This window comes from Coleofasciculus sp. G2-EDA-02, from assembly GCF_040226375.1.
In the GTDB taxonomy this organism is placed as follows: Bacteria; Cyanobacteriota; Cyanobacteriia; order Cyanobacteriales; family Coleofasciculaceae; genus Coleofasciculus.
In genome coordinates, this window is the sequence record NZ_JAVKEW010000101.1 from 17,415 (window position 1) to 27,354 (window position 9,940).

10 protein-coding genes are annotated in these 9,940 nt (G+C 44.6%); 5 read left to right on the top strand and 5 right to left on the bottom strand.

Going from position 1 to position 9,940, the window contains the following annotated elements:
* Positions 1-88: 88 nt before the first annotated feature.
* Together RLO19_RS11380 and RLO19_RS11385 are read right to left on the bottom strand one after the other, a co-directional pair.
* Positions 89-259, bottom strand: coding sequence for a glycine zipper family protein (locus tag RLO19_RS11380; RefSeq protein ID WP_446356438.1), 171 nt, complete (start codon positions 257-259; stop codon positions 89-91).
* 15 nt (positions 260-274) lie between these two features.
* On the bottom strand, positions 275-1,504 hold the full coding sequence (locus tag RLO19_RS11385) for a class I SAM-dependent methyltransferase (protein WP_446356459.1): 1,230 nt from the start codon (positions 1,502-1,504) through the stop codon (positions 275-277).
* A 198-nt stretch (positions 1,505-1,702) separates the two neighbouring features.
* Here RLO19_RS11385 and RLO19_RS11390 point away from each other — a divergent pair, with 198 nt between their 5' ends.
* Complete coding sequence (locus RLO19_RS11390; RefSeq protein WP_446356440.1) at positions 1,703-2,209, top strand: hypothetical protein; 507 nt, start codon at positions 1,703-1,705, stop codon at positions 2,207-2,209.
* 95 nt (positions 2,210-2,304) lie between these two features.
* On the opposite strand, the gene RLO19_RS11395 is transcribed toward RLO19_RS11390, so the two are convergent.
* Positions 2,305-3,279, bottom strand: coding sequence for a carbohydrate kinase family protein (locus tag RLO19_RS11395; protein ID WP_446356442.1), 975 nt, complete (start codon positions 3,277-3,279; stop codon positions 2,305-2,307).
* A gap of 155 nt (positions 3,280-3,434) precedes the next feature.
* On the opposite strand from RLO19_RS11395, the gene pedR reads away from it, so the two are divergent.
* The gene (gene pedR / locus RLO19_RS11400) at positions 3,435-3,719 is read left to right on the top strand and encodes a photosynthetic electron transport-dependent transcriptional regulator PedR (RefSeq protein ID WP_446356443.1); all 285 of its coding nucleotides are present in this window, start codon (positions 3,435-3,437) and stop codon (positions 3,717-3,719) included.
* A gap of 300 nt (positions 3,720-4,019) precedes the next feature.
* Here the strand turns inward: pedR and RLO19_RS11405 are convergent, their stop codons facing one another.
* Positions 4,020-4,937, bottom strand: coding sequence for a DNA adenine methylase (locus tag RLO19_RS11405; protein ID WP_446356445.1), 918 nt, complete (start codon positions 4,935-4,937; stop codon positions 4,020-4,022).
* A gap of 354 nt (positions 4,938-5,291) precedes the next feature.
* Here RLO19_RS11405 and RLO19_RS11410 point away from each other — a divergent pair, with 354 nt between their 5' ends.
* Together RLO19_RS11410 and RLO19_RS11415 are read left to right on the top strand one after the other, a co-directional pair.
* On the top strand, positions 5,292-6,680 hold the full coding sequence (locus tag RLO19_RS11410; RefSeq protein ID WP_446356447.1) for a DUF3370 domain-containing protein: 1,389 nt from the start codon (positions 5,292-5,294) through the stop codon (positions 6,678-6,680).
* Positions 6,681-6,834: 154 nt separating this feature from the next.
* Positions 6,835-8,247, top strand: coding sequence for a DUF3370 domain-containing protein (locus RLO19_RS11415; RefSeq protein ID WP_446356449.1), 1,413 nt, complete (start codon positions 6,835-6,837; stop codon positions 8,245-8,247).
* A gap of 117 nt (positions 8,248-8,364) precedes the next feature.
* Here RLO19_RS11415 and RLO19_RS11420 read toward each other — a convergent pair whose 3' ends face one another.
* On the bottom strand, positions 8,365-8,568 hold the full coding sequence (locus tag RLO19_RS11420; RefSeq protein ID WP_446356451.1) for a hypothetical protein: 204 nt from the start codon (positions 8,566-8,568) through the stop codon (positions 8,365-8,367).
* 322 nt (positions 8,569-8,890) lie between these two features.
* On the opposite strand from RLO19_RS11420, the gene RLO19_RS11425 reads away from it, so the two are divergent.
* A partial coding sequence (locus RLO19_RS11425; protein WP_446356461.1) for an RNA-guided endonuclease TnpB family protein occupies positions 8,891-9,940 on the top strand: 1,050 nt, incomplete at its 3' end.

The following is a 9,940-nucleotide window of genomic DNA, read 5'->3' on the forward strand; positions in this document are numbered from 1 at the left end:
CGCGGTTTAAAATCAGGTGGATTTTGTTGTCGGGTTTGAGGTTAATTGATAAATTTAGGTGGGGATTAGGGTGAGTTTTGTTGTTCCGTTATTGGTGGGGAGGGCGGGTGCAAGTTGTTCCGTTATTGGTGAGGAGGGCGGGTGCAAGTTGTTCCGTTATCGGTGAATATCTGAATTTAGTCCCTAAACCCGCCCCTACAATTGTCCCTAAACCCGCCCCTACAATTGTCCCTAAACCCGCCCCTACATCTTTTGACAAATAACATACAACAAATTAAGCCATTGGCGGAATAGTTAATCCCTTAAGCGATCGCGCCTTTTCCTGACTCAACCCCTTACCCTGCACCAGCACAGTAAACCCCCCCAATCCCGTGGGGTCAATCAGTTGATGTAATGCATCCCGACGCCGCATAATTCGGATCACATCCTGCGCCCCCGCGATCGCGTCTCCCTGGCGGCTTTCTGATCCTGACAGTGCCGAGATGCGATCGCCTAATCCTAATGCCATTAAAAATAATCCTTGTTTCGTCAATCCCACGGTTTGCAATCCAGACAATTCTCCTTGCCGTTCTAAAGCCGTAAAATTCACATGAGCGGTAATATCTTGTTGTCCAATATACACATAAGGATTATCATGATGGCGGTGACGATAGTAGCATTTTAATGTCCCCTGATGTCGTGCGGGTAAATAATAGCGATCGGTAGAATAACCATAATCAATTGTCAGCAAAAACCCTTGTTTTAGCTTATCGGCAATCGTCTTCATCCAATCTAACGCTGCTAAATTCACCTCACTCCGATAACCTTCTGGATACGCCCCCGAATATAAATCAACTCCCATCCACTGAAAATACTCCTTTAACTCAGGTGTGGAAATCTCATCGGTGACTTCCCCAAAATTAATCCCATCGGCTTCTGTCGTTACTGTTGTCACATAAACTTCCTGAAGCTGTCCCTTCTCCAGCACAACTTGATGCACGGGAAATGCATCCACGAGTTCATTAGAAAAACAACAACCCGTAATTGAATTCTCTGATATCTGATCAAAAGTACACCAGCGTAACGGTAAACCAGGTAAGTTCAACTGGTTTAAAACTTGCTGCTGTTGAGTAATCAATCCCGCCGCTTTTTCGACAATGATATAGTCTAACGCCGTAAAACAGTCCGGATACTGTCGATATAAATAACTTAAAACATCAGCCGCAACCAATCCTTGACCCGCCCCCATTTCCACCAACGTAAATGGTTTTGGGTGTTCTAAGATATCCCACATTTGGGCAAACTGTTCCGCCAGCAACTCACCAAAATCATTACCCAGATGGGATGAGGTAAAAAAGTCTCCTTCAGAGCCAATATTGACCGCACCTGTAGCATAATATCCCTGTTCGGGATGATAGAGGACTAAATTCATATATTCGGCAAATGAAATACGCCGATTCGGTGTCGCTGCAATTTTATTGGCGATTAGGTGTCTCATGGATTGCTCTTGTGGGGATAATGACATGAGTGTCAATACAGCAAATGGCTGAAAAAAGTTAAAAGAAATGGCTGAGGCAGTAGCATCTTGATCCCGAAGACAATTATAGATAACTTTCTTAACAAAATGGAGAATTAGCATCAAGGTTTTTTGTCCAGAATCTAGATCACTCCTCCAAGCTGTATCTGCTTTCCCAACTCCTTGCTTTCTCACCCCCTAAAAAAAATGACAACTGAAGGAAAAGTTCTCGCTATTCTTTTGATGCAATTTAATCTGCCTCCTGTCCCTGCGCTGAAAGTTGTGGACTCTTGGCTGAGAGAGCATCCCCAGGAAAATTGGGACACATTGAAAGAGTTATTAAAACGGAAAATAATAACTATGGTTAACGGAAAGTTGACAATGGTGATCCAAGGGAGTAACTTCAATCAGGATAACGTTGTCACCCACTATCATAGGGGTCAATCTATCCGTTATTCTCAGCCACGACAACCTCAGCCACCATTAGTCCAAACCTATCGATTTCGTGGGGTAACGTATCATAAAGTTGAAGCTCCTCCGATTCAGAACTTTACGACGATTAATCAAACCATTCCATCAGAGGTTTCTAGAGCCAACCCTAACGATGATATACCCACCTCTGATTCTCAAGTCGTGAACTTTAATGAATACGCCGAACGCAAGAAGCGATCGCAGGAAAATCAGTTGAATCATCGGGAGCGCTCAGGAACCTAAACACACATAAACCCACACAGAAGACACAAAGATTCCTCTGTGTTCTCTGTGCCTCTGTGCCTCTGTGGTTCTATCCCCTTCTTTCAATAAGTAGATTAATCCTTATCCTGCAAAAACGCTTCCACCTCGGCTGCAGTTGGTTGAGCCGCGATCGCACCAGGTTTTAGACTCGTCAGTCCCCCAACCGCACTGGCGTATTTGACCACATCTCGTGCTGACTCTGGCGTCGCTAGACATTTTAATCCGTTTTGACAAAGTTGGTGAACAAAGCCCGCGACAAAACCATCACCCGCCCCTGTGGTGTCTTGCACATTCATGGTAAAAGGTGAGAATGTGCTTTCCTGTTCACCGAGACAGTAGGTTATATCTTGCTCCCCATTAGTGACCAAAACTCCTTCCACTGAATCTAGACGATGGGTAATCGCCCCCGCATCTGAGGTACCAAAGAATAACTCGGCTTCTTCTTTGGCTATTTTGAGAAAATCGATCTGCTTGACAAATTCCTCAATCAGTGGTTTTGCTTGAGTAGGATCTGACCAAAACATGGGACGCCAATTAATATCCACCAATACTTTGACATCATAGCGATCGGCAAGATCCAGGGCTTTGTAAATCCCTTGTCGGGTTTTGGGATAGGCTAACTCTAGGGTACCCAAAACTAAATAATCAGCCCCCTCAAATAAGGATTCGGGTAACTTAGAAGCATCAAGGAAGGCGTCGGCAAATTGGGATGTGTCGAAATCACCAAATCCAGCAAATTCGCGATCGCCTGTTTCTTTTCGCAGCACGTAAACCTGTCGGGTTGGTGCAGTGGGATGACGCTGAACACCACTACTATCCACTCCCACATCCTCTAATAATCGGATAAGCTGGTTTCCTGGCTCATCGACTCCCACAGATCCGATAAAACCCGCAGGGGTACCCAACTTAACTAACGCACAAGCCACATTCGCTGGCGCTCCCCCAGGGTAAGGCGTCCAGGATTCGACTTGTTCCAGGGGTCGCCCCACCTGATTGGCTAGGCGATCAAATAAAATTTCACCGAGGCACAGAACACGGGGATTAGTCACGGCAATATATACCTCAACCTTTCCCTCAGACTACCAGAGGCTTTACCCCTAGTTAAAAAAAATCTCTCAAACCATGATGATTTATGGCGTGTAGGTATCCCAGAGTTCGTTAGAATTAAAAAGGCATAAGTAAATGTACCAAGGGCAAAATACCTATGGCTGGTGGCAAGTCGGATAAGTCAGTTTCTCTCTCAGACCGCGAATTACAGATTGTAGAACTGGTCGCCGCTGGTTTAACCAATCAGGAGATTGCCCAAGATCTGGAAATCAGTAAGCGTACTGTCGATAATCATATTAGTAATATTTTGCAGAAAACCCACACCGATAATCGGGTCGCACTGGTGCGTTGGGCGTTGCAGTGGGGTAAAGTTTGTTTGAATGATATTAATTGTTGCACGTTACCTCCCAGGTCGAATAACACTGATGAGGTGGTTTCTTAGAACAAAGAGCCGGGGGAGCCATGTACAGACGCGCCATGACCCGTCTATGTGTAGGGGCGGGTTTCACCATTAACGGGAAGGTTTTCACCCAGATGTCACTAAACCCGCCCTGTCTAAATTATCAATGGATAATTAATAATTGATAATTGATAATTGATTAATTGGGTCTAAGACCTCTTCGTTTACGAAGAAATTAAAAAAGATTTTCCTTAAATTCAATCCTCTTCTTTTAAGGAGAGGTCATTATCCATTGTTCATTTGTATTCTTACAGTACATTCTACAATGCATTTCTATTTATTTCAGTAGTTCATAATCAACAATTCATTAATCTGTCCTCGCTGGTTCGCATTGCTGTTAATCGTCCGTTTCGCCTTTACTCGCTTAATCTGATATCCTGCATAAGCAGCATCAAAAAAATTATCTGTTAAGTCTTCATTTTTTGGATCAGAGTTACTCAATATTAACTTTGCCCCCTTTTTATCTAGCACTCGAAAAAAATCTCGTAATCTTAATTGTGACGAATCATCAAAATTTTCTTGAGAGTATAATGTAAAATTAGCAGTTTTGCTTAAAGGTCTGTAAGGAGGATCGAAATAAACTAAAGAGCGATTATCAACAAATGCTTCAGAGTCAGTAAAATCTCCATAATGAATCTGAGTGTTTTGCAGAATTTTAGCTACTGCTTTCAGGTTGTTTGCATGACAAATCTTGGGCTGCTTATATCGACCGATTGGAACATTAAATTCTCCTTTTGAATTGACTCGGAACAACCCATTAAAACAGGTGCGGTTGAGAAAAATAAGGTGAGCGGTTCTCTCAACCCAGTCTGGGTGATAGGTCTGGAAATTTATTTGTTGACGTTGTAGGTTGAATTGAGAGCGGATTTGATAAAAATACTGCTTTCGTTCCTCGACATCGAAAGATAAATATTTGTCTTGAAGCTTTAAGAGAAGTTCAATCAAGTCTTCTACATTTTTCTGGATCGTCTTATATGCCAGGACAAGTTCAGGATTAATATCCCAAAGAAAAAACTCTTCAACTTTGCCCAATTGAGCAATATAGAGAAATACCGCCCCACCACCGACAAAGGGTTCAATATATCGATTAATTTTTCCCTGAGCCAACTCCTCAGGCAAATTCTTATCAATTTCTTTAATAAGTTGGCTTTTCCCACCTGCCCATTTTAAAAATGGTCTGGCTGGCATGGAATTTTTCATTAACTAGAGAGATAACCTAGAAATATTAGATAATAGTGAAACCTGTCTCATTGTATACCAAAAGCCTAAATAATGAAAGCAAGATTTTGCTATAAATTTATACTTCCGATAAACACTTCTGTCAAGGTTTTAGGAAGGGCGACCCGAGCAAATTGAGCGGATTGGAATTGTTCATTTATGCAGGGGGTCGCCCCTACATGCCTCTATTAGCGACTTTTGCACAGTCCTGAAGCATGGATCTGTATTTGCGATCGCAAAACCCTCTAGTCTGTTCCATGGCAGTTATCAAAGTAATGCAGTATACTTATTTTCTTTGCTACCCGTTCCCTATTTCCTAAAAACCTTTATCTGTTCATGTTCGCGTTTTTGCCCATTTTCCCCCTCGCCCAAGCTACCCCTACACCCCCACCCCAAGTGGAGATTGTACAACCGCAACAAGTGCGTCCGTTACCGGGACAACTCGATCAGATTCCCGTTTTCAATAGCAATAGTCCGGAACTCGTCCAAACTGAGGGGATATTACTTTCCACCTTTCCTGGGAACAACAAAGCCACTCCCAGCGCCCACTTAAACTTTCCCTTTCACAGACGCTTTGATATCTTTGCCCATCATATTGCCAAAGCGCCAACACCCGACGATTTACGGACGCTTTATCAGGGAATACTTGTACATAATCCCGGTACAGAATCAGTCAGGGTTGATATTTTGCAAGCGGCTAGTTACTTGAGTCAACCTGATGCACCATTTATCCAGTTACCCTCTCAAGTTGAGAATCCTCAAAGTACAGTGTATGCAGGTCCTGGTAGTCGGGTAATGAGCGATATCTTGAGAGGATATCGCCAAGCCGAATTTCCGCCGCAATTGGTAATTCCGCCTCAAGAAAGCCGTATGTTACTCAATTTACCAATTCCCGTGAAACCATTGGAACCGCCAATTAATGGTCGTTCCACGTTAATGCGGTTACGCAGTGATGGACAGGTATATCTGGCGAGTCTCGCCCGTTATGCGCCCACTGATGAGGCGGGAAATGAACGCGCCCCCACCCTGGTAGAATGGCAGCAGCTATTGGATACAGGGGAATTAGCAGGACCACGCGATCGCGCCCCTACTCCACCTGAAGAGACAACGGGTAATATTATCTATGGTCGGGTTGCAGGTGTGGCTCAAGGATCACAGTGGCAAACTCAGTTAACCGATAGTCCAACATCCCAGGTTTTAACCATTCCTGAACCAGGAGAAGCCTTTTCCTATGGACTGAGTACGTTACCCGGTGGACGTTTAAGTACAGGTCAAAGTCAGAGTGCCAGGATGCTGGTACGTTATCCCGATACTGCCTATTTTGCCCATGGAAACTATGGAGTGCAATATAGTTTAACCTTACCCTTAGTGAATCCAACTCAGGAGACAAAAACAGTTACCATATCCCTACAAACGCCTCTGAAACAAGAGCAAATTCAGCAGGGATTACGCTTTCTGGAACCACCCGCGCCCCAAGTCTTTTTCCGAGGAACGGTGCGACTACGCTATAACGATGATGCTGGATTACCTCGGACAGGGTATTGGCATTTAGTTCAACGACGGGGACAAAAAGGGGAACCGTTAGTGACGCTGTCTATGCCACCATCGAGTCAGAGATTGGTGCAATTTGATTTTTTGTATCCGCCAGATGCAACGCCGCCGCAGGTTTTGACGGTGGAAACGTTGGGGGTTATGGATGTTGGACAAATGACAAATGACAAATAACCCATAACAAGCGGTAGGATAATAAATCGGCAGTTCGAGTATCGGTCTATACCTAATCACTCAGCCATTGTTGCCGGTTTATTGCTGATGACAAGAGTGAAACACTGAAACTAAGAACTGTTGTTGTGTGTGAGGTTGGAAAACCCCTTCGTTGATGCTGCTTTTATTCGCCAATTTTTCGCTGGCTCAAGTTATCCCTGTCCCCCCGGTAACCCCAACTCCTCCTCCCACCCAGGAATTGGTGGTACAACCCCAACAAATACGACCGTTACCAGGACAACTGGATCAGGTGCCGGTATTTAATAGCAATAGCCCAGAAGTGATCCAAACCGAGGGGATTTTACTGTCAACCTTTCCACCCTATGGAAAAGCTAGTCCTGGCGCTCATTTAAATTTGCCTCTTTCTGGACGCTTTGATATATTTGCTCATCATATCGCCCGCTCGAATACGCCAGAGGAATGGCGACCCATGTACCAAGGGGTTCTGGTTCACAATGCTGGAAGTCAACCGATAACGCTGGATATTTTGCAAGCGGTAAGTTATGTGACCAATCCGGATGCTCCTTTTGTCGATTTACCGCCCTATCTGGACAATCCCTTTGGCTTAGTCTATTCGGGTCCCGGTTCACGGGTGGCTACCGATATCCTGCGTGGCGTGCATCAATCATCGTTTCCCTCTCAAATTATTATTGCGCCGCAACAGAGCGAAATGTTATTTAATTTACCCATCGCTTTAGGCAATTCCCGGTCTACGTTGATGCGTCTGCGAACCAATCGACCCGTTTATATGGCAAGTTTAGCCATGTATGCACCCTTGAATTCTGATGGTAAAGCGGATGGGAAACCTCAAGGGGAATCTGGACTTCCCTATCGTCCGCCTACTCTCGACGAATGGCGGTATTTATTATTTAAGGGTAATTTAGCAGGACCACGCGATCGCATCCCAACACCGCCAGACCAAACCAACGGTAAAATTGTCTATGGTCGGGTTGCGGGTGTGGCTGTGGGTTCTCAATGGCGTACTCAGGTGGTAGATAGTCCGGGTGAGTCGGATCTGAGTATTCCCCAACCCGGTCAAGGGTTTTCCTATCCCTTAAGTACTGTACCTTTTGTCACCTTAGGCACGGATCAGGTTCAGAGTGCGCCCTTGAAGGTTCGTTATCCGGATACAGCTTATCGCGCCCATGGAAATTATGGGGTGCAATATCACCTCACTTTGCCTTTGGTCAACCGGATGGATGCTTCACAAACCGTAACTTTGGCGATTCAAACCCCACTTAAACCTGAGGAAAATGCCGACGAATTGCATTTCTTGAATCCTCCTGATTCTCAGGTTTTCTTCCGAGGTACAGTACAACTGCGCTATACCGATGACCGAGGGTTAGTCCGCACCCGTTCAATTCATCTAGTGCAACGGCGGGGTCAAGCTGGGGAACCATTGCTGACGCTGAAAATGCCACCAGGCGATCGCCGTTTGGTCGAGGTTGATTTTATCTATCCGGCTGATGCAACACCACCACAGGTTTTAACCGTTCAGACTCTGCTATCGCCCTCAGAAGGGAAATAAGTTTTGAGTTTTGACCATTCCTCATTTTTCTGTTGTCTTTATCTTTTTTTATCCAAGAGGTAAAGATTAGATTCTATTGGAATGCAACCCATAAAACGCGCGATCGCACTCTCTCATTCAATCGTCTGGAAACTGCCAGCAGGAAATCCGTTCAACATCTTGGCTACCGCAGCGATTACAGACGCTATTTAACGATGAGTCCACCCATTCATCACCACAACGGCGACAGTGACAAAAAATATTGTTACGATTGGCGATGTCGATTTTTTGACGCCATTGGTTCAAAAGAGTATTATCTTTTTCCTCACCAGTTTCTGACATATTATTTAAGATAGGGTATTACATTGAATCTTGGGTAGGGGCGGACGCGAGCCACTCAAAAAAGGATATCACCGGTAACATTTCAACAAAACCCGCCCTTTCAGGGAAAACCTCAACAAAGAGGACGATACAATTGTTAGCTTTATTCGCCGGAAGCCCCACAAAGAAAGCGGTACTCCGCTTGGTGTTGGGATGGATAGGCTCTTTGCTGTAGGGACACCAAGCAACCAATCAATCTGGTGCGTCTTGACCCTCAATGTACTTCTTTAACTAAGTATTTAAATTGGTGTATACTAATACAGTAACACCAATTAACCAGCAAGTGAGAACTGCCTACCAGTACCGATTACGTCCAACAAAACACCAAGCCGCAGAACTAGACAGATGGCTGTCAATGCTCCGCAACCAATACAACTATTTGTTGGCTGATAGGTTTAACTGGTACGAGTGCAATCGTTCTCCTGTCAATGCTTGCCCTCTTGTTTGTCATTTGCCAGAGTTGCGGGATAATCCTGACTATTACTCGCAAAAGAAAACGTTACCTCAGCTTAAAAAAACACATCCTTGGTACGGTGAAATATACTCTCAAGTTCTTCAAGATGTCGTCAAGCGAGTTAAGGTAACGTTCGACCGTTTTCTTAAGGGGGATAGCAACGGTAAACGAAGTGCTAGACCTCGGTTTAAGGCTTGTAACCGTTATCGCACTTTCACCTATCCTCAGATGAAGGAAGGGTGCTTGCAAGGCAACTCTTCGGCAAGCTCAGAGCACCGCTTGATTAACTTGCCAATGTTCGGGAAAGTTAAGGTGATTCTGCATCGCCCTATTCCTGACGGCTTCAAAATCAAGACCGCATCTGTTACCAAAAAGACTGACGGGTTCTATTTGACGCTTTCACTGGAAGACAAGACAGTCCCAGAAATTAAACCAGATTTTAACCCAAATAAAATTACTGGAATTGACGTTGGCTTAAAGGAATTTCTGACGACTGCTGAGGGCGAAACGGTTGCTATTCCCCAGCACTACCGCAAGGCACAAAAACGTCTACGGGTAATTCAAAAGCGAGTATCACGCACAAAAAAAGGGAGTAATGGCAGACTTAAAGCTATCAAGCAACTCGGAAAACCGCACAAGAAAGTTGCTGACAAACGCAAGGATTTTCACTTCAAAACAGCGAATTGGCTGTTATCAAAATATGACGTAATTGCACACGAAAACATGTCTTATGATAGAGGTATGCTGACATTTAACTATTGCTACCGAATCTACCCAGATGCCACTCAAGAAAAACGGTTGATTGAGTGGATGGAAATTTGCCGCAGTGCCTACAACTATGCACTGGGGGAGATAAAGGATTGGTGCAATAGCCGCAAA